Below are 25,362 nucleotides of genomic sequence, written 5' to 3'. Positions count from 1 at the left end.
ACTTAACTATTTAATTATCTAGTTACGAAGTATTTTAAAGTTCTTATTAATTGGTTAGTGTATGACATTTCATTGTCGTACCAAGCAGCAACTTTAACTAATTGATCTTCACCAACTGACATAACTTTTGTTTGAGTTGCATCAAATAATGAACCATAAGTGATTCCGATTACGTCTGATGAAACTATTTCATCTTCAGTGTAACCAAATGATTCGTTAGCAGCAGCAGCCATAGCAGCGTTAATTTCTTCTACAGTTACTTTCTTATCTAAAGTTACTACTAATTCAGTTAATGAACCAGTAACAACTGGAACTCTTTGAGCACCACCATCTAATTTTCCTTTTAATGCTGGAATAACTAAACCAATTGCTTTAGCAGCTCCAGTTGAGTTAGGAACGATGTTTGCAGCAGCAGCTCTACCTCTTCTTAAGTCATTCTTTCCGTGAGGACCATCTAAAGTATTTTGATCGTTAGTGTAAGCATGGATTGTAGTCATAAATCCTTTTTGAACACCGAATTTGTCATTTAATACTTTAGCCATTGGAGCTAAGCAGTTTGTAGTACATGAAGCACCTGAAATAACTGTTTCAGTTCCATCTAATATATCATTATTTACGTTGTAAACAACAGTCTTGATGTCTCCAGTTGCAGGTGCTGAAATAACAACTTTCTTAGCACCAGCTTGTAAGTGTAAACCAGCTTTTTCTTGAGAAGTGAAGAATCCAGTACACTCTAAAACTACATCAACATTTAATTCTTTCCATGGTAAGTCTTGAGGGTTTCTTTCAGCTGTAACTTTGATTTCTTTTCCGTTAACAACGAAAGCTCCTTCTTTAACTTCTATTTCACCGTTGAATCTTCCTTGTGAAGAGTCATATTTAAATAAGTGAGCTAAAGTTTTAGCATCAGTTAAATCGTTGATTGCTACCACGTTAAATTCTGGGTTTTCAATCATTAATCTTAATGCTAATCTTCCTATTCTTCCAAAACCATTAATTGCTACATTTACCATTTGCAATTACCTCCTAAAATAGTTATATTTAAAATTTTTAAAATTTTAAGCTTGTTTAGTATGTTCCTTAATAAATTCTACAATTTTTCTACCTGCTGCTTCATCTGTTACTAATACTGCATTATGATTTTTCATCATTGTTGCAATAATAGCATCAACTTTATTTTCCCCAGCTGCTACTGCAATATGTGTGTTAATTTTTCTTGCTTCATTAATATTTATTCCAATTGAAGTATTTTCTGAAACTACTTTGGAATCTTTATTAAAATAACACCCAAATGCTTCGCCAACAGCTCCAAGAGATTTTAGTTTATTAAACTCTTCTTCTGAAACATCTCTTTTCTCAGCCATAACTAAAGCATCTCCAATACCATAAATCAATATATTCGCTTTATGAATATTATCTATAACTTCTTTAATTTCTCTTTCTTTTAGTAATGTATCTAAAAGCTCTAGACTAAGATTTTCTGGGAGATGAAGTAATTTATAAGAGCCATTTAACTTTTTAGCTAATGATGCCGCTAGTGTACTTGCTTGTATTTCAACTTTTCTCCCCATACCTCCTCTTGCTGGAACTACGAGGGTATTTGAAACATTATTTATTTTAGGTAACGCTTCTACAAATTCTTTAATAGTATTTCCACCAGTAATAGCTATTATATTATTATCTTTTATAATAGACTTTAAATAATTAGCTGTAGCTTTACCAATTTCTTTTAAAATTATATCATTTGTTTCTGCATCCCCTGGAACGATTATTACTTCTCTTAACCCTAGGAAGGACTTTATGTTTTCTTCTATATCTGATAAGCCTTTAATTTCATGTATAAAATCCTTTAGCTTATCAACTACTTCTTGTCCCTCTTCAGTTACTGTCATTCCTGGAGTATTAATTTCTATTAAGTTTTGTGATTTTAAAAAACTTATTTCAGTTCTTACTATTCTTTCTCCAAGATCCAACTGATTTGCTAAAACACGTCTTCCGATAGGCTGATTGTAATATATAGTCCTTAGAATATTGTATCTTTTTTCTAGGACTTCTACAAGTTCAGGAATTATTTTTTTCTGTAAAGACAATATTTCCTGCACTTCCAACCCTCCTTTGGCCTAAAAAGGTCCCACATATAATATATATGTCCCACATTTATTATTATAAAACACTTCTATGAATTTTAAAAGTACTTTCTTTAAAGTTTTACATTTTTTTAGCATTATGTCCTTTTCTTATATATTAAATGCTTATTTTGTTAACTTATTTTTCTTTTTCTTATAATAGAAAAACTAACCTTAGTTTAAATTATTTATCTTAATATTTTTTAATACTAGAGCTAGCTTTCTATTATAAAACCCCTTTATAATCCTTTACTCTATCCTTTTTCTTTTGCTTGAAGATTTTATTTCCATCTCTTCTCTATATTTTGCCACTGTTCTTCTTGATATATTCAAGTTTTTCTTATTTAACTCATCACATATTATTTGATCTGATAATGGTTTTTTCTTATCTTCATTATCTATCATTTCTTTTATTTGTTTTTTAATATTTACTACAGCTATATCTTCACCGCTACCTTGTACTTGACTCAATCCTGTTGTAAATAAATCTTTTATTTTTATAGTTCCAAAGCTTGTTAATATATATTTATCTTTTATTGCCCTACTTACTGTAGATTCATGTATTCCAAGTTCTTCAGCCATATCTTTTAACGTCATAGGTCTTAAGTACTTTTGTCCCTTATCAAAATAGTCCATTTGCTTATCAACAACTTTTTCTAATATTCTAAGTAAAGTACTTTTTCTTTGTTCTATGCTTTTTATTAAAAACATGGCATTGTTTAATTTCTCTTTTACATAATTTTCTGTTTTCTTGTCATCTTTATTATTTAAGATATCTTTGTATATACTACTAATTGATAGTCTTGGTATTACTCCATCATTCATAATAACAAAATATTGCCCATCAATTTTCCTAATAGCAGCATCTGGAATTATAAATTTAACTTCTTCCCCTGTATAAAACCCTCTTGAAGGTTTGGGTTCTAATTTTTTTATTACATCTCCTAGATCTTGAGCTTCTTTTGGAGTTATTTTCAGGTTCTTAGCTATTACATTGAATTTATTATCTGCTATTAAGTCTAAGTATTCGTCTATTATTCTTTCTAAATTATCATCTAACATTCCAACCTTTATTAGTTGTATTTTTAAACATTCCTTTAGGTTTCTTGCACCTATTCCATCTGGTTCTAAGTCTTGAAGTATTTCTAAGGCTTCTTGTCCTAATTCAAGTGAAATATTTAGCTCCTTACATATGTCTTCTAGAGGCATGTCCAAGTAACCTCTACTATCTATGTTTTCTATCATATAAGATACTATTGCTTTTTTATATTCATCTTCATCACTTTCAATTAATTGATTATTTAAATACTCTGTAAGTGATTCTTTTTGAGATATAAAATTAAATGGTGATACATCTTCATCCTTATTATATTCTCCATAACTTTGAGAACTATAATTATCAAATTCTAAATATTTTATCATTTCCTTATAATCAATTTTATCTTCATATGCCTTATCTTCTTGGACAAAATCAAAGTCACCTTCTAATATTGGGTTTTCTACAAACTCATTTTCTATGTATTCTCTTAAATCATAAGTAGACATTTGTAAAAGCTTTATAGATAACTGCATTTGTTGAGTCATTATTAACTTTTGTTCTTGTGTGAGATTTAAATTAAAATCTAATTTCATAAAGTACACCTTCATTTCAATAAACTACAAACTATAACTTTTACTAGTATTAAGGATAAATCCTTAATACTAGTATAAACTGTTAGTAAACGTTATATCAAGTCATTATAGTACTTTAAATTCTTGCACTTCTTCTTTTTTCTTAGGAATTTCTATTTTTTCTTTAATTACTTCACTTTTATAATTATTAATTAAATTTATTATTTCTGAATTAACTAAGTTATCATTTATAATAAATTCTATAGTATTTTCTTTCAATCCTTCATTAATTTTATTTATTTCTCCACTTTTAAACATACCTTTGTTTGCTTCTGATAAACTTTCGTATAATACTTTATCCAAATGTACTACTAATGAAGCAAGTGAATTGTCTATATAATCTTTATAAACTTCCTCTGCATTCATTCCACTATTAATTACATATTTACCTTTTTCCTTAGCTGCTTTAAAAACTCCTTCTGAAGCTTTTCCTGCTGCTGTTAGTACTATTTCACAACCTTTATCATATAATTTCTTTGCTTCTTCGTAAGCTAAATCTACGTTTGCACAATCTTCAATGTATTTTACATTTTCACCTGATAATAATCTTGTTACAGCTGACATATTAGTTACTTTAATTCCTGACATATATCCTGATAAAAGTAATTTATTGGGCTCATTATCTTTAATTGCTATGTATCCAACTTCTTTATTCCCGCTTTTTTTACCTGCTAATACACCTGCTAAAAAACCTGATTCTTCATATTTAAATGCTATATTTTGAACATTACTTTCTCTTATTTTGTTTGATGTAACTATAAACTTCTTATCTCTGTAGTTAGTTGCTGTCTCATTAACTACATTTTTGAATTCTTCTCCTACTACAATTATCAAATCATTAGTTTTGGCTGCTTTTATAAAATTCTTTTGAAAAGCTTCTTCATCATCTTTATCTATTTCTATAGTAGTTAATTTAACTCCAAATTCAGTTATAATTTTATTTATTCCTTCTAATCCTAGTTGATTTAAACCTTTATCTTCTAAACAGCCTTTATTTACAACATAAGCTACTTTAGGTTTATCTAAATCTATTATTGGGCTATTTAGCATTTCACAACTTATAAGTATAAATATTAAGCATATACTTAAGCTTAATAAAAGCAATCTTTGTTTTTTCACTATAACCACCTTCCTTTTTACTTTAGGTTGCCCAAATAAATATATAAAAATTCTTTATGTTTTATTCAAAAAAAATAAAGTAAATCATATCTAATATAACTTACCTTACTTATATCCCTTATTATTATTGTTTATCTCTATCTTTTTAAAGATTATTCTTTAACTATTATTTTTTAAAATTATTTTATTATTCCGCTAATAAACTTAATTATATATATCAATATAATTATTTATTATAAATTCTACTTACTTAAGAAAAATAGACCACTTACTCTAGTTCCTGAGTGTATACCAACTGCACATCCCGGAGTTGTTTCTATGTATCTTAAATTGTTTTCTTCTAAATATTTTTTAAGACTGTCTTTCATTTCTGGACTTTCAATTTCTATTAAAATAACAGGTTCATCTTTATCTGGATTGCTTGACTCATAATCTGATATTATTTTCTTTAGAGCCTTTTTATTTCCCCTAATTTTATCTTTCGCTGTCATCATTCCATCTTCAAATCCGATTATCACCCTTAATCCTAAAGCAGTTCCTATAGCACCTGCTGTTTTAGAAATTCTCCCACCTCTAACTAAATTTTCTAGAGATTCAAAACATAAAGAAGCATTCATTTTAGGTATTAATTTAAGTAATTCTTCTTTTATTTCTTCTACCTTTAACCCCTTATCTCTAAGTTCGCATGCCTTTAATACAAAAAAGCCTTGGGCTGATGTTATTACTTTTGTATCTACTATTACTATATCATCGCTTTCTAGCATATCTTTTGCTATACATGCTGAATTATATGTTCCACTCATATTTGAAGACATAAGTATAGCTAAAACCTTATATCCTTCATCTAAGCTTTCTTTAAAATATTTTGCAAATCTAACTGGAGTTATTTGTGCTGTAGTTGGAAGTATCTTATCCTTCTCTATTTTTTCTTGCATTTGTTGTAAGTTAATTTCTTCCCTATCAATATAACTCTCATCACCAAAATTAATTAAAACAGGCACTACTTCTATATTATTTTTTTTAATTAATTCTTCTGGAATATCTAAACAGCTATCTGTTAAAATTTTTATTTTTTCCACGCCTACTCCCCCTAAATCTATTTCATTTCAGGAAAACCAATTTGCCTTAAAGCCTCATATGCTATAATTGCTACAGTATTTGAAAGATTTAAACTTCTAGTACTTGTTTTAATCATAGGCACTCTTATTCCTGCATGATTTTTATGTACTTCTTCCGGAACCCCTGATGACTCTCTACCAAACATTATAAAATCCCCTTCTTTAAAAGAAGCTTCATCATAGTGTACTCCTCCATGAGTTGTAGCTAAGAATATTCTTTCATTTCCATACTTTTTCATAAATTCTTCATAGCTTTCATGTATTTCAAGCTTTAATTCACTCCAATAATCTAATCCCGCACGTTTTACTTGTTTATCATCTATTTTAAATCCCATTGGCTTAATTAAGTGAAGAGTTGAGTTTGTTAAAACACAAGTTCGCGCAATATTCCCTGTGTTTTGTGGTATTTCTGGTTGATATAACACTATATTTAAATTCATTTCTTCGTAACCTCCCATTAAAAAAGTAAGATGACCTCATCTTACTTTAATGAAACTATATAAAAAATGATACTATATCAATCTTCATTAGTCAAAGATTTTAGTATTTGTTAACAGAATATTTTCTTCTATCTTATGAAAACTAATTTATTTCTTTAATTAATATAGAAATTGATGTAAAACCATATTTTAAAGTTTAAATATTTTCTTTATGGCTTTTGCAACTCCATTTTTCTTATTTGTATCAGTTATATAATCTGCTAAGTTTTTAACTTCAGGTATTGCATTTCCCATGGCAACTCCTACACCTGCATATTCAATCATCGAAACATCATTTTCATTGTCTCCTATACAAACTATTTCTTCTCTTTTGAATCCATAATAATCTGCTAATGCTTTTACTGCATTTCCTTTTGAAACTCCTTGATTATTAATTTCAACGCTTCGACTTCCTGCTCCAAAATATACAATTTTGTCTATCCCATTTAGTTTTTCTTTAAGCATTGATATTCTTTTAGGATTTATTGAAAAGACTATGCATTTAGTTATTTTTCCTTTATTTTCTCTAAAGAATTTTTTCCAATTATCTATATCTTTAATAACATAATAATTTATTTTTAAGGTATCATATCCAACTTGTTTTGTCATATATAATTTAGTTACAAACTTCATTAATTCACTGCCACAATATATCCCATCTAATGTATAAAAATGAAAATTAAAATTCATTTCATATAAAGTTTCAACAAGCTTAATGCATTGCTCAGTTTCTATTGGGTTTTCATATATAACTTTATTAGTATGCTTTTCTCTAACTATTGCTCCATTTGCTGCAATAACAGGTGATTCAACCCCTAAAAGATGAGAGTAATACGCTGCATTATTATATATTCTACCTGTAGTTACTACTATTTCTACACCTTTTTCATGAATTTGTTTTATTACTTTTTTACTTTCTTCTGATATTTTTTTCCCTTTACCTAGTAAAGTTCCATCCATATCAATACAAACCATTTTGTATTCCATAAAAAACTCCTTTACTCACCCTTTAATATTACTATAATATCATTCTACTATAATTTCGACAATAAATTTAATATAAGAAAGAATTTATAATATATATTGTATTTGTATAAAAAAAGAATGATATCATTTTTAATATCATTCTTTTTATTTATTTAATTACTACTTTTTAATTTTATTTATTAAAATTCTATCATTTTAATTTGCTTCTGTTGGATTTACAGGTGCTTCATTTGGTTTTGTATTAACCTCTTTCTTTTTAGTTCCCTTTTTTATAATTGTATTTGTTGTTAGGTAGACATCTGTTGCTATAAAATCTCTAGAAACTTCCACTCCATTTTCATATGTTACTTGATAGGAGCTTGCTTTGTATCCAGGCATTCCATAAACTTCTACTTTTTCAGTTCCTTCTTCCATAGTTGGATCTTCTTCATAGGTTATTTCAGGATTATATTTTTCATGAACTTCATTTACAAGTTCATAAGTTTTTCCACCCATTGCGTCTACATTACCATATACACTAAATGATACTACTCCACCACCTACATACCCTTGAATATATACTGGGAAATCATATGAATTTTTGAACTTATAATCTATAACTCCATTTGCTACAGTTGCATCTAATCCTGGTTCTGAATAAGAAACCGTTAGAGAATGATTCATTCTTTCTGTTGACCTTAAATTTGCTCTCATAGCTGCTCTATAAAGAGTTGTTGATACTTGGCATATTCCTCCACCATAATCTGGTACTATTTTATTTCCTACATAAGTATTTGCTTTTTCATATCCCTTATCTGGAGTTGTATCACCTATTAATTCATTATAACTAAATTCTTCTCCAGGCATAACTATTGTACCACTAACAATTTGTGCCGCAATTTCCATATTTCTAACTCTTCCATCACCAGTATTTTTATAACTACTACTATACCCACTAATTTTTCCTGTTATTTTATTTAAATCATCAGCTTTTATCTTAGCTTGTTGTTCCTTTAATTCAAAAGATAATTCCTCCATACTATCAGGATTACCATTAATATTTTCTATTAATTGGTTATGAAGTTCTTCATCATCTATTCTCTTTCCATTAATATCTGGCGTAACTGTTATATTCCCTGAATTTATTTCTATTTCAGCATTTTTAGCTACTATATTCACTTCAGATTTTACTTTTTCTTCAAAGGCTTTTAAGCTTTCTTCATCAAATGAAATCTTTGATTCCATATTAACAACATTATTATTTTTTATCATCGAATTCTTTGCCATGATGCCTTTATCTTTTCCATAATTGATAGCATCTACTACAGTAGCCTCTATATCATATTTAGGATTTATATCCTTATAATTTAGCTCTAACTTCTTATCTCCAACCAAAACTGCTAGTTTCTTGTCCATAATTACGTTAGGTAATTTCTCATTTAGCAATGCTATGGCTTCATCTTTATTTAATCCACTTAAATTTACACCATAAACACTAATCCCTGGATAAATTTTATTTTCCCATGCTTTAACTCTGTTATTAACTGAAACAATATATGATATAATTCCTATAACTAATAATACACTTACTACTCCTGTAGTTATTAATAAGTTTTTATTCTTTTTTAGTATTAAACTTTTTTTGTTTTTATTTTTTTCTTCCAAATGCCCCACTCCTCTCTAGAATAAATTTATTATAATTTGAGAAAACATAACTTTTACTATGATTATAATATTACTATATCATTATTATTATATTATATTCTATAGTTTATTTTAATATATTTATGTAATGATAATAATTATTTTTTCTTATTTATATCTTGTGATAATATTTCTTATATACATTAAAAAGTGTACCTTTTTAATTACAATATAATTAAGGCCTATAATACTAAATTTAACTTTAATATTATAAGCCTTTAGATAAATTTTAAACTTAAATATTTTATTAAATATTCTATACAGTAACTCTACTTCTTACTTGAGAAGTTTCTCCATCATAATCAAAAGCCTCTATTGTTATATTAACAGGAGACGTTGTTGGAACTGGTAGTTCTGATAATGCAACTTGGAAATTGGTATCATCTTTTCCTACTGTTCCAATCCAATATCCATTTTCAAATAAATTATATCCTAATAAATCTACATCATCATTTCTTCTCCAAGAAACCCTTAATAACCCACCTTCTTTACGAGCTTTCAAGTCTCTTACTTGCCTTGGTTGCATAAGTAAATCTAAATTGTCTGGCCCCCAATTAGCATCTACTGGATTTCCTACGCCATTAACTTTTGCTGTTTCACTATATTGCCATATCCTCCATCGTTTCCATCCACCCACATCTGGTGGAAATGGAGGATTACTTGGAATAGCTGTGTACATTGCTATCCATAATGGCATACTTTTTAATGGTTGAGATCCATTTGGTAATTTAAAATTATTATATAATTCTACAAAGAACACTCCTGTATATAGCATTAATTTTCTTCTAGTTTTTCTTTCAAATCTTTTTCTAAATCTTTCTACCCAATCAACTAATGCCTTAGTACTTATTTTATTATCTGTTGGTGTCTCAACATCTAGTACTGGAAATAAATCTCCATAATTTCTTTCCCCAAATCCTTCCTGCAATATGTTTATGAAATCATCACATTGAGAATCTGCAGTAGTTAAATCATAAGATGGCACAGCATAATGATAAGCCCCTACTGGTATTCCATAATTTCGAGCTGCTTTTGCAAACTCCAAAAATCTTCTATCAACTCTAAATCTCCCCGAACCTGACCCTGATGACCTTAAATATAAAAAGTCTATAGTTCTTGCTAGAGTTTCAAAATTAACATTTTGAGTATATTCATTTATGTCTATTCCAAATCTACTATTAGGATTTTTATTTTGCATTTTTCCTCCAAGAAAAATAATCTCTATATTAGTTTATTACTATCTTTCTTAAAGGTTACTTTATTTAATGTCTTATTGACTTTAATTTTATAAAAAAGCTTACATCATTATCTATGCATTCAGCCCATATACTTCCACTATGTAACTCTATTATATTTTTTGAAATAGCAAGACCAAGTCCACTTCCCTTTGTATTAGAATTTCTAGCCTCATCAACTCTATAAAATCTATCAAACAGTCTATCTACCTTTTCTTTTGGAATATTTTCTCCTCTATTATTTATTACTATATTTACAAAACCTTCAGATTCATATGAAGATATTTTTACCTGTCCTGGCTTAAAGGAATATTTAATTGCATTAGAAAATAAATTTTCAAAAACTCTAACCATTTTTCCTGCATCAATTTCTACAATACTTTTTTCATCTACAAACTTTTTAACTACTTCTATTTCATTTTCTTCAAAAACAGGAATATACTCTTCTATAATCTGAGATAAAAACTCTACAATATTAACCTTAGTTTTCTCTAATACTATTCCCTTATTATTAAGCTTTGTATATTCAAATAAATCTTCTATAAGTTCTTTAAGTTGATTAGACTTATTAAAAGCTATATTTAAATATTCCTTCATAATACCTTCATTTTCATATTTTCCATCTTTGACTAATCCTATATACCCCATTACAGAAGTTAAAGGGGTTCTTAAATCATGTGAAACATTTGTAATAAGCTCACTTTTGGTTTTTTCTGCTCTTCGTTCTCCTTCAATTCTATTTTCTATTTCAAAAGCCATATTATTTATATTCTCCGCTAATTTCTTTATTTCATCTTTTCCCTTTTCTTCAATTCTATAAGATAAATTACCATTTGATATAACTGTTACTCCAGATACTATTTCTTCTATGTATTTCATTTTTTTATTAGTTATTATTATAAATATTGATATAAACATAATAACTGATAAGAAAAGAGCTAAAAATGAATTTTTATCTACATAATAATCATAAGATATATATGGTGTTGGTATTTTAAAATATATAAGATATGCTCTATCTTGACCTATATTAACTGGATAAAGAAAAACTCTCTCATCTCCGTCTTCCGCTACTGAATTACTCTTATCTATTACTGCATATATATCTAATTTTTCTTGAAACTCTCCATTTATCTTATATAATATCTTTCCATCTAAATCTGTTATATATATCTTAGTCTTTTCGTTATAATTTTGCTCTAAGATACCTTTTATTTTAGTTTCATCCTTTAGACCGTCTATTTCTTCTCCATACTCACCACTTAATCTTTTAGCTATATTATTAGCTTCTGATTGGATTTCACCAATATTATATTCAAGATTAGTTATTGTTTTATTTTGAGATAACATATTGTTAGCAAAACCATAAAACATAAATGATAGAAAGAAACATATTCCGAAAACAACCATAAGCTCAAATCTTATACTTTTCTCTATTCTTTTATATATCCATTCAAAAACTTCTCTAATTCTCATGCCTATTTTAGAGTTATAAAACTTGCTGATAATCCTAACTATAAAATTTCCTGAACTTCCTATTGATTTAGTACTATCTTTCTCAAGCTTTTCTTTTTTTTCTTTCTTCTCCTTTTTCTTTCTACCTATCAATTTTATATCCTACCCCCCATACAGTTTTTATGAACTTTGGTCTTCTAGGATCATCTTCTATTTTCTCTCTCACTTTTCTTATATGAACCATAACTGTATTATCAGATTGCATAAAATCTTGTTTCCACACACTGTTATATATATTTTCAATACTAAATACTTTTCCTCTATTTTCTCCTAGCAAAACTAATATATCAAATTCCGTTGGAGTAAGTTTTATTTCTTCCCCCTCTTTAAAAACTTCATGTGTTTCTAAATTTATACTTATTTCATCAATATATAGAATATTATCTTCTCTAACTTCAAGCTCTTCCTTAACAATTGTTTTATTAAATCTTTTATATCTTCTAAGTTGTGATTTAACCCTAGCTACAAGCTCCAATGGATTAAATGGCTTTGTTAAATAATCATCAGCACCTGTGTTTAGCCCTAATATTTTATCCATATCTTCAGATTTTGCAGATAACATTATTATAGGCATTTCCCTTTCTTCTCTTATTTTTAAACAAGCCTCTATACCATTTACCTTAGGCATCATTATATCCAATATTATTAAGTCAACATCATTATTTGAAAGCATATTTAATGCCTCTTCACCATTTTCTGCTTTTATTGTTTCATATCCTTCACCCTTTAAATATATATCTATTAAATCTCTAATTTCCTTTTCATCATCTACTATTAAAATTCTTTCTCTACTCAAAGAAATTCACTCCCCTCTACTTCTAAGAATTAGTTTACCATAAAAGAAGCAGTCTTTTAATTCTTCATTTTAATTTTTTACTTCAATTATTTGTATTAACTATTTATTTATATTTTAGTTAAAATATCTTAATATTAAACTTTATTATTCCTTAAAAAAACCTTAATATCTGATACTTTAGAATTATGCTTTGTAAAGACATACTATAAATATAATATATTTATTTAAACTTATATAAAAAAGAATGTTTAAAAGTAAATCAAGTTCTAACTTACTTTCAAACATTCTTTTTGTCATAAAATCAATCTTTACATTAATTAATCCCAATTTTACAGCTATTATTAGTTAACCTTAGTTCATTTATAATAGCATTTGTTATATTAAATTTCTATATCCTTAGCTAAAAGTAAACTTCCTATAATTCCTGCATTATCTTCAAGTATTGGTGGCACTATAAATTCTTCAAGATTAGGCATTTCAACATACTCTGCCATAAGTTTTTTTAATTCTCTTCTTATTAACGGAAAGACTTGCCTTTGCTTCATAACTCCACCACCTAAGATTATACGTTCAGGACTCAATATTAAAACATAACTCATTATTGCTTGGGCAATATAGTAAGCCTCTATTTCCCATGCTTTTTCATTTTTCTCTAATTCATATGCTTTCACTTTATATCTTTCTTCAATAGCTGGTCCAGCTGCCATACCTTCAAAACAATTTTTATGATATGGACATTTGCCTTCATAATTATCTTCCTCATGTCTTCTAACTAAAATATGCCCCATTTCTGGATGGCTAAAACCTTCTAATATTTTACTATTTACTACTGCTCCACCACCTATTCCAGTTCCAATAGTTAAATAAATACAACTGTTTAAACCTATTGCTCCACCCTTTTTAAGTTCTCCATAAGCTGCTGCATTTACATCTGTTGTCCATGCAATTGGAATATTATACTTTTCTTTTATTGCACCTATAAAATTATAATTATTCCATCCTTTTTTAGGAGTACTTGTTATATAACCATAGGTTTTAGAATTTTTATTTATATCTATTGGCCCAAAAGAACCTATTCCTATTGCACATATCTTATATTTATCAAAAAATTCAAAAACTTCTTTCATTGTTTCTTCTGGAACTGTTGTTTTTATACTTACTCTCTCTAAGATATTTAAGTTTTCATCACTTACTGCACAAACAAATTTTGTTCCTCCAGCTTCTATTCCTCCATATAGCATAATAATGCCCTCCCTTAGTTTTATTAATTCCTATATTATAATATAGAAATGTGTAATTGGAAATATTTTGATTGATTCATTTTAAAATCATATAATCCTATTAACTTTTATAATATTAACAGTATAACCAAGATTACATTGTTTATTTTGGTCTATGGTAATCATATATGGCTTCTCTTCAAAATACTTACTATCATCCGTCATAGCTGGTAGCCCATGCCAGGGTTCTAAACAAATAAAAGGCGCTCTCTTTTTAGGAAAGGTCCATAACGCTAATACAGGAAATCCCTCAAAACAAAATCTAACTCCATGATTTCTTTTATTATGTTTAAGAACAACTGAATGTGATTGTATTTTATCTAAAATTATTGCACCTATATCAAAAATTTCATAATTTAGCGGTAACACATTAGTGTTGTTAATATATGGAATAGATTCCTCTTTGCTAAAAGCCTCATCATTAGGAGGAATCATCGCTTCGTTTGTAATTCTTTTATCAAAAAGTATTGAATACTCATCAAAACTTTCATCATTATTCAAAGGCACTTTAAATCCAACATGGCCACCTATGCAAAAACTTATTGGCTTATCATCTATATTCTTTATACAATAAGATGTTTTAAATCCATACTCAATTAATTCATGCTTAATATATAATTCAAATTCATAAGGGTAAAATTTACGTGTATCATCATTACTTCTAAGTAAAAACAATATAAAATTGCTTCCCTTTTCAGCAACCAAGAAATCACTATTACGAGCAAACCCATGTTTATTAATACTAAACTTTTGTCCATCAATAATAGTCGTATTATCTTTTAAAGCCCCTATTATTGGAAAAAGATGAGGTGAGCGCCCTACCCAATATTTTTCATCTCCATTCCATAAATACTCTAATCCACTTTCGTCCTTATAAGAAATTAATTCTCCTCCAAATGTATCAGCAATTGCAGTAAATTCATTTAATTTTAGTTCAATTAACATAAAAACTACTCCCTATTAGCGAAAAAATACTTTACCAGAATTTCAAACCAGCTTATGCCATGAGCCTTTAGCCCTTTAAGATTAAAATGAGCACTATTATTAATTCTATTATCTCCCAAAATATTATCTGTGTTAGGTCCCAATAAAACATCTTTATCATTACAACAATTTCTTTGAGCCTCCAAAATAGCTTTCTTATCTATATTTTCTGCTTTTGGATGATAAGATGCATTGGCTATTACCCAAGGAATATTTAATCCAGTATCTCTACGGCTTCTATATATTAAACTCTTTAATAATACTTCATATTCTTCTCTAGTAGTTTTATTAACAGCATCAGTTTCTCCTTGATGCCACAGCACAGCTCTTGCTCCATTTTCCTTTATTGTATTTAGTGCATTAATTATTCTTTCATATTTAATAGTTCCTTCTCCGAATTCCTTAATTCCAGCCCCTCCCCATCCTGTTGCTAAAAAGCCTATTGGCATATCTAACTCTTTGGCTAGGGCTGACCCTAAAGTCGGCCAAATTGAGCCTCCATTCCCCATATCTACTTCCGGTCCAATTTCACATGGTTGAGGATCATTACATTTAATCCATTGGTTGATTTGTGTATTCCAAGATAATACTCTATTATCATCACTTTCAGTTAATACTTCTCCAAAATTCAGGGAATTTGATTGGCCACCTGTGATAAAAATCTCTCCTACACCTATATTTTCAACGAAGTCCTCTTCAACAACATTCTCATCTTCGTCAAAGGCTTTCATTCTAACTTTATACCATCCAGTGCATGGTAATTCTATTTTCACAGTTCCTCTACCATAATATAATTCTAAATTAATCCATGGAGTTTCAACATCTTTACCAGTTGCCTTAACTTTAATTGCTACAACAGGTCTTGTATAAATAATTTCAATAGGTATAATTGCTTTATTTTCATTATTTCTTTGATAAATACAAGGACTTAATGGTTTATTTATTATTGTACAACGTGGTTGCATTAATATCCCTCCTTAAAAAGACCATATCAGGAAGTAATTATAAGCTTCTTAATATGATCCTTTCATTTAATTCTATTTATACCTTAATCTTCTCTCCCTTTTTAGCAAATATAAATATTCCTATTACTATAAGGATACTTGCTATATACGGTAGTTTAGATGATGCATCCCCTGTATTCGGTAGATATCCAATCTCATTTGATTCTTCAATAGGATTAGTAGGCTTCTCAGCTGGATCTGTAGTTCCTTCTCCTGGATCTTCAGGCTGTTCACCTGGATCTATAGGCTCTTCTCCTGGATTTTCAGGCTCTTCACCTGGATCTGTAGGTTGAACTTCTATTACAACTGAAGTATGAGCAATCCTTGAACTAGGAATTGATCCTGTACCTGTAGTGCTTCCTGCTGTATAATACATGTGTAATATATTATCTTCCTCATAAAACCAAGCATCTGATGCTTTATTTGAATCAGGTTCTTCTAAAACCGAATCATAAAGTGTACCAATTCTCTGTACAGCTCTAAAATCATCACTTATAGATTCAATCTCTATATCTCCATTTGAATTATGAAAAACAATATATTTATTATTATCCCATATCAGCAACCTTGGTGATGCAATATTACCTTTATCCTTATCTATTGGCGTGATTAATGCCTCTTCATTTACTTCCCAATCTTCTCCATTCTGAGAAGTTGCATAGTTAACTTGTCTTTTACCTCCAACATTACCTGTTAGTAACATTGTATATTTATTTCCATTGTCAGTTATCTCATTATTATAAACACTTACTTGATAGGCTTGACTACTCTTTCCATTAAAGTCACTTAAATCTATGACTTTCTTTTTAAAATTAAAGTTAATACCGTCTTTAGAGGTAGCTAACATTACTGAATTCTTAGCTTGACTATAATACATATTAAGCTCACTAGATTCATTATTCCATATTGGAGCTGCACCTGTAACATCTCCTTTAGAATCTCCGCTTAAAGTGCTTGTTATAATTGCTGCTCCGTAATTATATGGAGTCCATGGTCCTTCTGGACTTGGAGCTGTAGCTAAAGCAATTCCACCACTTCCACTAACATAGCTAAAATACATATAATAATTATCAATAGGACTTTCAAAATAATCTTTTGCTTTAATTACTGAAGGAAGTTGAATGTTTGATCCTGTTCCTTTAGTTAGTTGATCACTATTTAATATTGTTTCTCCAGCTTTAAATTCAGGTAACTCTATATTTTCAAAAATTCCTAGGGTTACTATATCACTAGTTATACTTTTGCCATTATAAGTTGCAGTAACTGATAGTTCTACTGTTCCTTGAACCAATGCAATTAAGTTACCATTTTCAGACTTTAATATATTTTCATTGCTACTATTAAACTTAAGGTCTATATTCTTTAAGTCTGAAATTCTATTATCCTTTAATAATACTTCAACCTCTGGTTCTACAGTTTCACCAACTATTAAATTTGGCTTATTAATTTTAAGAGAAACATATTTAATTTCATTTTTCTCTTCATCACTTAATTCTTTTGCATGAATTATATTGGCATGAAGACGTTTTCCACCCTCATAAAACATATGCCAAACACCTTCATCATCTTGTATAAATACAGGAGCACCAGATCTTGCGTAGTCTGGATAACTATCTGATGAGTCATAAAATACACCCCAATGGATTTCTTTATCTAGACTCTCTCCAACTTCCACTGAATACATATTTCCTGTACTTCCATGACACATTATATAATATCTGCCTTCCCATTCCATAAAATATGCTCCAGATATATTTCCAGCATAATTCATATTTGGGTCACTATCTGGCGATACCAATGCTTCCTTTACAGGAGTCCAATCTATTCCATCCTTCGAATGAGCATAATAGATTTTTCTCATATTGGCAGTGTTATTTATCATAATTGTCATTATATATTTATTATCTAATCCAGGAATTTCATGCTCCACTACACGTGCATAGCTTGATTCTGTCAGACCTTTACCTGTTGGTGAGAAATCATTAGCTCTAACACATTCACCACCATATGTCCAATTTACTAAATCATCTGATGTAGCATATCTTGTTACATTATTTTCTCCATGGAAGTACATAAAGTACTTATTATACGTAGAATTCCACATTACATCTGGAGATGAAACATGTGTTACATTATAATAGTAATTCCCATTCTCACTTTCCCAACTATTGGATATTAAAGGATTACTTCCATATTCAGTCCATGGTCCATCTAAAGTTGGTGCTGTTGCTAAACATATTCCAGCTGGAGCATCATGTGGTGCATAGAACATATAATAACGATCAATTGAATTTTCTATTGGATGAACCTTTGTATCTACAATTGAAGGAAAATTAAATTCCTTTGTTGGATTATACTTATAATCATCAATTTTTATGATTTCATCTATTGAATAGAAGGTAGGAAAAACTGGTGCCTCTAAGTTTTCAGTAATTATATATTGATCAGAATTTCTTGAAATGTTATCAAATTTAACTTGTACATAGTATGTCCCTATTTTAAGAGAATCTGGCAAAATTAAATTTATCTCACCTTGATTATTTATAATAGTACCTTCATTTCTTATGCCACTAACAGGTATATTTTTTGAATCTACCAATAAAGCTTCAAAAACTGTGCCATCATCAACTAAATTTGTTTTAATTGATGTTCTTATAGTATTTTCACTTCCCTCTTTATGAGTGTAAGATGAAAGTGTTACTTCGGATATTTCTTTTCGTTTCTCAGGTAGAATAGTACCATTCCCTATTTGTACTGACTTAACATCTAGATTGCAAAGATTTCCTACATCTGCACCTAATCTTACCAAGTCTCCATCCTTCATTTTAGCAGCATCTATCTTTTCGAATAACTTATTATCATCAATGTACAAATCGAAACTTCTATTTCCAGTAGTTTTATCACGTTCTCCAATTAGGAATGTATATTCGTGCCACATAGTCGTATCTATATTAACTACTTTATTATCTCCATTCCAATTAATTGCAGTAACCTTACCTGTTTTATCATCACCGTATGTTAAAAATATTTTTGAGATTCTTCCATTTTCATTGTTATCAATCCCCTTAGTCCTTATTGATATCTCACTACCACCGCTAGCAATAGGAGCTGGAACTCTAGCCTCTATTTTCACTGTAAAAGCTTCATTGTCCGGTAAATCTAAATTGGAAGGTGAGGCTAACCATAGATATTTTCCTTGTTCATTATCAGATAAAGTTGATTTTGAAATGTTAGCATACCCTTCATCTTCATTAAAAATCACTTTACCATTACCAGCACCAACTTCTCTCCAATTACCTATATTTGACATACTCTTGTTGATTATATTCCATATATCCTGCTGTCCAATATTATAAGCGTAAGCAGATGTAAAATTTGCAAATATCATTACAACAAGATAAATTATACTTGTCCTTTTCAAAATATTTTTTTTCATCCCTATCTCCTTTATGTTTAGACTCTTTTTGATATACTTTACAAATTCTTATTACTATCTTTGACTTCTACATACAATAGTTCTTGTACATATCCGCCAATTCATCTAAGTATGTATCTTTTATCTTGCCTATATTCATAAGATATTTATAATCATAAAAATTGGGAAGACAATCTAACTTTAGTATCTTTTTAGTAAATCCATGGGCTGCTATTTCACTGCACCTACTGATATTCGCCTTACGCTTAAAATTCATAAACTTTACTGTAACAACTGGGTCTAAAACCTCTGAAACTACTGTGTTATTTGATAATTCATGATAATGAAAAAATTCATGACCTAGATGAATCTTTAGTGATAATTCTTCTGATATACCACTAATATTAGCTAGTTCTTTTATAGAATCTTTATAAATTATAACTTTGCTTTTATTATGTTTATCCCACTCAAATTGTGCTCTGAAATTAACATTATAAAAGTTACCATTATTTTGTGAGTATTCAATATCTATTTCATTAATTTTATATAATTCAAATATATCATGAACACTATATAAATCAGCTACTTCATATCCAATCTCTAAGCTTTTTAATATATAGTCTTTCACCTTATATTTTTCAATTTTATGAAAAAGTAAATCTTCAGATATTTCACCAAAAGCAAGCACCTGATCTAAATCTTCAATCCTTGTCATGATATTCCCTCATTTCAAAATTATTTATATGCTACAGCAATTATATTGTCATCATCTTTTAAGAATTCAGTTTCTAAGTCAGTGATTGATAATAACTGTTCTAAATTTTGCATACCAGTTAAATCAAGCATCTTTTCCTTATAAAATAGAAATACTTTAGGTATAGTTGCGTTTGCATCAGAGAATGTAGTGTTTTCATCAACAAATTCAACAAATTTGCTGTGGATTTCAGATTTTGAGAATTCCACAAAAAATGCCTTCTCCTTCTTTAATCTCACTACACCTTCACGATCTATTACACAACTACTACTTTTTTTCTTTTTGATTAATCCAAATAACTTACTTTCCTCAACTAAGGATTCAATTAAATGCCATCTACCTGTACTAAAAATAGGAGACACATTAGTTAAATTACTTCCTAAAGCCTCAGAAGCAATTTTTAATAACTCTTCTTGGTTAAGTGATTTTGCATTCAAATCCTTGTTTCTAAATTCAGTGGCACCAGTTGCTACTGCACGTACAATATTCTTTTGACTATCAATTTCTATGTTGACATCTACCGTTTCTTCATTTGCTCCAGATTGAATAATCTTTTCTATTACATCTGCACGTATACGCTTAATGTCTTCTTCTGTAGGATTAACTATTGTACGTTCTATCTGCTCTCTTACCATTGCAAGGGCAACACCTATAGTTGAAATAAATGGTGCATTTTTTGCTAACTTCCATTTGAAATCATAGTGTTCAGCTAATGCATTTACTACAACTGCACCACTTCCACCTCCACCTACAAGGACTATGAATTTTCTATCTAGATCATATTCTTGAATTAATTCATCAATTACTATAGATAATTTATTTATTGCAATCTTCATTACTTCCTTAGCAGCTTCTTCTATACTTAAGCCAACATATTCTGCTAAAGTTGCCCATGCAATTCTAGCACTTTCAATATTTCCTCTAGCATAATCACCTTCTGGAACATAATTTAAAATATTCGCAGCACCTGCTAGTGTTAATGAATAATCATTACCACCTCCACTTTCAACTACTGCATATTCCTTTGGATCATCATCTCTTGGTGAAATAAACTTGATTTTAGGTAATGAAAACTTCTTTTCCTCTGTAAAGCATTCATATTCAATTCCTGCAATATGGGCACTTCTTGGTCCAACATCTACTATCTTCTTATCCTTAACTCGTATCATACTACCACCAGCTATGGCTAATGTTCTAACATCTAAAGATCTTAAGTATGTTTTATGACCTCCAACTTGAGCATATTTAATCATTACCTTACCATTTTTTATTACAGAAATATCTACACTTGTACCACCAACCTCAAAGAATATTCCATCAGAAACCTTTTCATACATTAATGCACCAGCAACTCCAGCTGCAAGTCCAGATAACATTGTTAAAATAGGTCTTTTTCTAACTTCATTTATACTCATTACACCGCCATCACAGCGCATAATCATCAAGTTTGATTTTATATCCGTATCTATTACAGCCTTTTCTGTCATATTTGCTGTCTGCATCATTCTAGGTATTAAACTAGCATTTACAACTGCTGTCCTCGTACGCATTTTTAATCCATATAATTCAGAAATTTCATGTCCACCTGTAGCAAATAAACCCTTTCCATTTGCAATTTCAATTACTTTCTGTTCATTTTCTGGATTATCTACGCTATATGCTTCTGAAGCAACAATTACATCACATTTATCCTTAATTAAAGTATTTATTGCTTCATTTATTGAAGCTTCATTAACATCTTTAGAATCAATAAATAAATGCTCTGATTTTAAATACTTACCTTGAGCTAATTCAATATTCTCTACGTTAGTTTCCTTCTTTGCACCTCTTGAATCAAAACCTGTACCCATACCAATAATACCAACGCTTGCTACATCACCTTCCAATAAAGCATTTGTAGCCTGCGTTGTTCCATGAGCTATGAATACAACGTCATTAGGAGAAATATTATTCTCTTCTAATATTGCTTTTATTATCTTTACAACTCCTACAGCTACCCCTTCTTCATGAGTAGTTGGAATTTTCATTTTAGCTATTAATTCATATGTTTCATTATCTATTGCTACAGCATCTGTAAAAGTTCCACCAACATCTATCCCGATTCTTACTTTATTCATAATAAATCCTCCTATCTTATATACAATGTATAGTTCATCTAAGACTTCCATTATTTAAGGTAGTCTTAGATGAATCTAATTCTAATAAATCATGAATGCTGCTACTATTAAACCAACAATTGTTGATAGAAAAATCCAAGGAATTGTTTTCTTTATTATTTCATTTACATCTTGTTTAGTGAAATCCGCAACCCATACATTATGAGAATTAGTAGGATCACATACAGCTTGCACATTTGAATCTAAACGTAAAGCTACCATAGCAGCTATAGGATTCATTCCTCCTGCAGCAAGTAAAGCAATAATTCCACTTCCTAATCCCCATACATTTAAAGGTCCACGATAAATTGCAAGTGGTGATAATAAACCAAATACTAATATATACATAATTGGATTTGATGGTATTAATAAATTAATAGCTGGTTGAAGGATTGCTGCTACTTCTGGTGACATTACAGAATTTAATAACATACCTATACCAATCATTAATCCTGCTGCACCTGCAACATCTTGAATACCTTCTACAAAAGCACTTGATACTATGTGTAAAGGATTTTTGGGAGTAGATAAAATAAGTGCAATTAAAATTCCTATAATAACTGCTGGTACTAATTGTAGTTTAAAAGCGAATACTAATACTACTGGGATAATTGGACTAATTAACGCTATAGTTCTAACTTTCTTTTCTGTTCCTCTTGCTTGTGCGTCTGTAGGCATTGCCCACGCTTTTCTAATTTTTCCTTGATACTTAACAAAATATACTATCATAAGAACTGCTACGATTATTAATGGGATTCCACATAACCATGAATACTTTGTAACTGTTTCAAGCGGTAAACCTAAAACATCAATATAAACTGCTAATGTACTAACTGAGAATGTTACTCCAATTCCGTTTGAAAGCAATAAAACTATTCCACTAACTAATGGGCTTAATCCTGCTGATATCATAATTGGTATAATGATTGTACCTACTAGGATTACCATACCAAGACCATTAGATGCCGCAAATATTACTGAAGATACAGCTAAGAATGCTAAGGCTATTGGTAACGGCTTATCTCCAGCAAGTTCAGCAGCTTTTTTTATAATTGTACTTGTAATACCAACCTTACTTAAAACTTTACCAAATAAGGATCCAAATATGAGACCAGCAATTGCTGTACTCATTCTCATGGAGCCTGCTTCTAATACATTTTTAGCTATAGTAAACTTTTCTGGGTCTTGTGCCATAAAAGGAATGCCAGCTATAAATGCTATTGCTATTGCCATAATTGGTAATGCTAAAATTGTTGAAATCTTCCTTCCTACCATTAGCCCTACCAAACCGAGAAATACCACTAAGATCAAAATTAATTGTAATGTACTATTCATAATTATTCCCCCTATATTTCAATATAACTTCCTTGTTTAATTAATAAAGATTGTAATTCCTTAATATCTATATTCCTAGTATCACCATATTTAACTGCTAATGCTGCAGCTACCCCAGCTGCTTGTCCTAATGCTGTCAATGTTGGTGTTGTTCTAATTGCTGCTTGAGCTTCGAAAGTTGCTGATACACATCTTCCTGTGACTAATAAGTTCTTAAATTCATTAACCACCATAATATCGTATGGAATGCTATAATAATCATCAAAAGATTTAGCATGAACACTCATAGTACCTTCTCCCTTAGGGTTATGAATATCAATTGGATAAGCGGAATGAGCTATTACATTTTCAAATCTTTTCCTATCCAAAACATCCTCTGCAGTCAATGTATATTTCCCACATATTTGTCTACTTCCTCTAACTCCAATTGAAGGTCCCGTTATTACAACTTTTGCATTTTTAAATCCTGGTATTCTTCTTACTAGAAAATTGTATAGTTCTTCACATTGCTTACGACCAATGAATTCAGCCTCAGAGATACTTTTTGCATCTACTCCACTATGTTCAATTATTCTTGTTGTATTTATAATAAATTCTCCAGGTACTGAAGTTTCGAAAAATAGTATATCCTCTCTAGGTATTGATAATTCACCTTTTCTCTTACCTTCCTTAAATTCTTCATCAAATCCTATAAAAGATAAGGTTTGAGCTGAATCTAATAAACTAATATCCTTATTTAATCTAGGAAATTTTTCTGAATGCTCTCTAGCATAATTTCTTAGTTCTTTGCTGTCAACATTGTATAATTTCATATTCATTGTCATTGGTTGCATTGCACTGTCAGATTCTCTTCCTAATTTACATGGAACTTTACAGTAATTTGCAATATCCGCATCACCAGTTGCATCAATAAATATCTTTGCTTTATAAGAAGTTAGCCCATCCTTATTACAAATATAAATGGATTTTACTTCTTCATTTTCAAAATCTACCCCAGCAATAAATGAATGATATAACACATCACATTTAGCTTCAGTTATCATTTCATCTAATATTATTTTCATTCCCTCAGTACTAAAGGGGGTTAAGTAGCTTATATAATTTGTTGTATCACGAACATGTCCTGGAGAGTACCCCCTAGCTTTTAAGTTTTGTACAATCTCTTCACCTATTCCTAATATAACTTGTTTTTCTCCTGCGTGAAAGGTCATCATTGGTCCTACCCCACATGCAGTTAAGGCACCGCCTAAGTATCCATTCTTTTCAACAATTAAAACCTTTGCTCCATTTCTAGCAGCCGAAAGGGCAGAAATAGTGCCTGATATTCCCCCACCAGCTACAATTAAATCATAAACCTTACCATGTTCTATAATATTTAGCATTAAGCATTCCTCCATAATTAATTGATCTATCTAAACTTACAATTACCATAATTCAATCATAAGTTTATCATGGAATACAGATATATTATCAATTGTTTGTTAACGTTAACATTAATTAAATATTACCATCTTTTTCATTCCCAGTCAATGCTTTTGAATATTTTTTTCAAAAACTTTCATACTTTTTGAAAATAGGCCATTTATTTTTCTACTATGCATATTTATCGCTTATAATAATTATCAAATATTTTTACCTATTATTACTAGCTATGAATATTGTTTATAATAGAAAAATTTGTTATCATATAAGAAACAACTTTTTT

At 29.5% G+C, this 25,362-nt stretch carries 19 protein-coding genes; all 19 read right to left on the bottom strand.

Going from position 1 to position 25,362, the window contains the following annotated elements; all coding sequences use genetic code 11:
* Positions 1-14: 14 nt before the first annotated feature.
* The 19 genes from gap to ABDZ60_RS09370 all read right to left on the bottom strand — a co-directional run bounded on the left by gap (position 15) and on the right by ABDZ60_RS09370 (position 25,039).
* A complete protein-coding gene (gap, locus tag ABDZ60_RS09460; protein WP_016208723.1) occupies positions 15-1,013 on the bottom strand; it encodes a type I glyceraldehyde-3-phosphate dehydrogenase in 999 nt (332 codons plus the stop codon).
* A gap of 45 nt (positions 1,014-1,058) precedes the next feature.
* Complete coding sequence (locus ABDZ60_RS09455) at positions 1,059-2,102, bottom strand: sugar-binding transcriptional regulator (RefSeq protein ID WP_343777735.1); 1,044 nt, start codon at positions 2,100-2,102, stop codon at positions 1,059-1,061.
* A 273-nt stretch (positions 2,103-2,375) separates the two neighbouring features.
* On the bottom strand, positions 2,376-3,758 hold the full coding sequence (gene rpoN / locus ABDZ60_RS09450; RefSeq protein ID WP_343777733.1) for an RNA polymerase factor sigma-54: 1,383 nt from the start codon (positions 3,756-3,758) through the stop codon (positions 2,376-2,378).
* A 105-nt stretch (positions 3,759-3,863) separates the two neighbouring features.
* Positions 3,864-4,916: a BMP family ABC transporter substrate-binding protein gene (locus ABDZ60_RS09445; RefSeq protein ID WP_343777731.1), complete on the bottom strand. Its 1,053-nt coding sequence runs from the start codon at positions 4,914-4,916 to the stop codon at positions 3,864-3,866.
* Positions 4,917-5,158: 242 nt separating this feature from the next.
* Entirely contained in the window at positions 5,159-5,995 is an 837-nt protein-coding gene (locus ABDZ60_RS09440; RefSeq protein WP_016208727.1) for a DegV family protein, read from the bottom strand.
* A 17-nt stretch (positions 5,996-6,012) separates the two neighbouring features.
* Positions 6,013-6,474: a tRNA (cytidine(34)-2'-O)-methyltransferase gene (locus tag ABDZ60_RS09435; protein WP_016208728.1), complete on the bottom strand. Its 462-nt coding sequence runs from the start codon at positions 6,472-6,474 to the stop codon at positions 6,013-6,015.
* 189 nt (positions 6,475-6,663) lie between these two features.
* Positions 6,664-7,500 carry a Cof-type HAD-IIB family hydrolase gene (locus ABDZ60_RS09430; RefSeq protein WP_047000308.1) on the bottom strand — a complete coding sequence of 279 codons (837 nt, stop codon included), beginning with the start codon at positions 7,498-7,500 and terminating at the stop codon, positions 6,664-6,666.
* Between the two features lie 195 nt (positions 7,501-7,695).
* Entirely contained in the window at positions 7,696-9,153 is a 1,458-nt protein-coding gene (locus ABDZ60_RS09425; protein ID WP_343777728.1) for a VanW family protein, read from the bottom strand.
* 286 nt (positions 9,154-9,439) lie between these two features.
* Positions 9,440-10,381: a glycoside hydrolase family 25 protein gene (locus ABDZ60_RS09420; RefSeq protein WP_016208731.1), complete on the bottom strand. Its 942-nt coding sequence runs from the start codon at positions 10,379-10,381 to the stop codon at positions 9,440-9,442.
* Between the two features lie 64 nt (positions 10,382-10,445).
* A complete protein-coding gene (locus tag ABDZ60_RS09415) occupies positions 10,446-12,026 on the bottom strand; it encodes a sensor histidine kinase (protein ID WP_343777725.1) in 1,581 nt (526 codons plus the stop codon).
* Positions 12,016-12,729 (bottom strand): response regulator transcription factor, encoded by a 714-nt coding sequence (locus tag ABDZ60_RS09410; RefSeq protein ID WP_047000305.1) that lies wholly within the window; start codon positions 12,727-12,729, stop codon positions 12,016-12,018. Before ABDZ60_RS09410 ends, ABDZ60_RS09415 begins: the two co-directional genes overlap by 11 nt.
* 380 nt (positions 12,730-13,109) lie before the next feature.
* Positions 13,110-13,970: an ROK family protein gene (locus ABDZ60_RS09405; RefSeq protein WP_016208734.1), complete on the bottom strand. Its 861-nt coding sequence runs from the start codon at positions 13,968-13,970 to the stop codon at positions 13,110-13,112.
* Between the two features lie 87 nt (positions 13,971-14,057).
* Positions 14,058-14,954 (bottom strand): aldose 1-epimerase family protein, encoded by an 897-nt coding sequence (locus tag ABDZ60_RS09400; protein ID WP_343777723.1) that lies wholly within the window; start codon positions 14,952-14,954, stop codon positions 14,058-14,060.
* Positions 14,955-14,959: 5 nt separating this feature from the next.
* On the bottom strand, positions 14,960-15,958 hold the full coding sequence (locus ABDZ60_RS09395) for a sialate O-acetylesterase (RefSeq protein ID WP_016208736.1): 999 nt from the start codon (positions 15,956-15,958) through the stop codon (positions 14,960-14,962).
* Between the two features lie 76 nt (positions 15,959-16,034).
* Entirely contained in the window at positions 16,035-19,433 is a 3,399-nt protein-coding gene (locus ABDZ60_RS09390) for an LPXTG cell wall anchor domain-containing protein (RefSeq protein ID WP_343777720.1), read from the bottom strand.
* A gap of 67 nt (positions 19,434-19,500) precedes the next feature.
* Positions 19,501-20,127 carry a hypothetical protein gene (locus tag ABDZ60_RS09385; protein WP_343777718.1) on the bottom strand — a complete coding sequence of 209 codons (627 nt, stop codon included), beginning with the start codon at positions 20,125-20,127 and terminating at the stop codon, positions 19,501-19,503.
* A gap of 20 nt (positions 20,128-20,147) precedes the next feature.
* Positions 20,148-22,283 carry a hydantoinase/oxoprolinase family protein gene (locus ABDZ60_RS09380; protein WP_047000302.1) on the bottom strand — a complete coding sequence of 712 codons (2,136 nt, stop codon included), beginning with the start codon at positions 22,281-22,283 and terminating at the stop codon, positions 20,148-20,150.
* An 81-nt stretch (positions 22,284-22,364) separates the two neighbouring features.
* Positions 22,365-23,657: a citrate transporter gene (locus ABDZ60_RS09375; protein ID WP_343777715.1), complete on the bottom strand. Its 1,293-nt coding sequence runs from the start codon at positions 23,655-23,657 to the stop codon at positions 22,365-22,367.
* Positions 23,658-23,668: 11 nt separating this feature from the next.
* Positions 23,669-25,039: an FAD-dependent oxidoreductase gene (locus tag ABDZ60_RS09370; protein WP_343777713.1), complete on the bottom strand. Its 1,371-nt coding sequence runs from the start codon at positions 25,037-25,039 to the stop codon at positions 23,669-23,671.
* Between the last annotated feature and the right edge of the window lie 323 nt (positions 25,040-25,362).

Source organism: Clostridium sartagoforme (assembly GCF_039521405.1).
GTDB classification, from domain to species: Bacteria; Bacillota; Clostridia; order Clostridiales; family Clostridiaceae; genus Clostridium; species Clostridium sartagoforme.
The sequence above is the reverse complement of the archived record's forward strand: the minus strand, read 5'-3'. Positions and strand labels throughout refer to the sequence as shown.

Coding starts and splice junctions, on each gene's coding strand:
- ABDZ60_RS09385 (WP_343777718.1), bottom strand. CDS start 20,127: ATGACAAGGATTGAAGATTTAGATCAGGTGCTTGCTTTTGGTGAAATA.
- ABDZ60_RS09435 (WP_016208728.1), bottom strand. CDS start 6,474: ATGAATTTAAATATAGTGTTATATCAACCAGAAATACCACAAAACACA.
- ABDZ60_RS09380 (WP_047000302.1), bottom strand. CDS start 22,283: ATGAATAAAGTAAGAATCGGGATAGATGTTGGTGGAACTTTTACAGAT.
- ABDZ60_RS09400 (WP_343777723.1), bottom strand. CDS start 14,954: ATGTTAATTGAACTAAAATTAAATGAATTTACTGCAATTGCTGATACA.
- ABDZ60_RS09430 (WP_047000308.1), bottom strand. CDS start 7,500: ATGGAATACAAAATGGTTTGTATTGATATGGATGGAACTTTACTAGGT.
- ABDZ60_RS09395 (WP_016208736.1), bottom strand. CDS start 15,958: ATGCAACCACGTTGTACAATAATAAATAAACCATTAAGTCCTTGTATT.
- rpoN (WP_343777733.1), bottom strand. CDS start 3,758: ATGAAATTAGATTTTAATTTAAATCTCACACAAGAACAAAAGTTAATA.
- ABDZ60_RS09370 (WP_343777713.1), bottom strand. CDS start 25,039: ATGCTAAATATTATAGAACATGGTAAGGTTTATGATTTAATTGTAGCT.
- gap (WP_016208723.1), bottom strand. CDS start 1,013: ATGGTAAATGTAGCAATTAATGGTTTTGGAAGAATAGGAAGATTAGCA.
- ABDZ60_RS09405 (WP_016208734.1), bottom strand. CDS start 13,970: ATGCTATATGGAGGAATAGAAGCTGGAGGAACAAAATTTGTTTGTGCA.
- ABDZ60_RS09420 (WP_016208731.1), bottom strand. CDS start 10,381: ATGCAAAATAAAAATCCTAATAGTAGATTTGGAATAGACATAAATGAA.
- ABDZ60_RS09375 (WP_343777715.1), bottom strand. CDS start 23,657: ATGAATAGTACATTACAATTAATTTTGATCTTAGTGGTATTTCTCGGT.
- ABDZ60_RS09390 (WP_343777720.1), bottom strand. CDS start 19,433: ATGAAAAAAAATATTTTGAAAAGGACAAGTATAATTTATCTTGTTGTA.